The organism is Staphylococcus sp. EG-SA-2 (assembly GCF_017152085.1).
On sequence record NZ_JACYHC010000286.1, the window covers coordinates 1 to 424 of the forward strand.

1 protein-coding gene is annotated in these 424 nt (G+C 40.8%); it reads right to left on the reverse strand.

The window, feature by feature from the left end:
* Position 1 precedes the first annotated feature (1 nt).
* A partial coding sequence (gene deoC / locus IDG60_RS02770; RefSeq protein WP_031785851.1) for a deoxyribose-phosphate aldolase occupies positions 2-424 on the reverse strand: 423 nt, incomplete at its 5' end.

The following is a 424-nucleotide window of genomic DNA, read 5'->3' on the forward strand; positions in this document are numbered from 1 at the left end:
ATTAGTAATCTGAATCTGCTTCTAAACCTTGCATAATTTGAACGCCTGCGCTCGCACCAATACGTGTCGCACCTGCTTCAACCATTTTATTGAAATCTTCTAAATTACGTACGCCACCTGATGCTTTTACTTCTACATCAGCACCTACTGTATCTTTCATTAATTTAACGTCTTCTGCAGTCGCACCGCCACCTGCAAAACCTGTTGAAGTTTTAACGAAGTCCGCACCAGCCGCTTTTGTTAATTCACTCGCTTTTACAATTTCGTCATGGTCCAACAATACCGTCTCAATAATCACTTTTACTGTGTGACCTTTCGCAGCTTTAACCACTGCTTCAATGTCTTGTTGTACATCATCAAAACGTCCATCTTTTAATGCGCCGATGTTGATGACCATGTCAATTTCATCTGCACCATTTTGAAT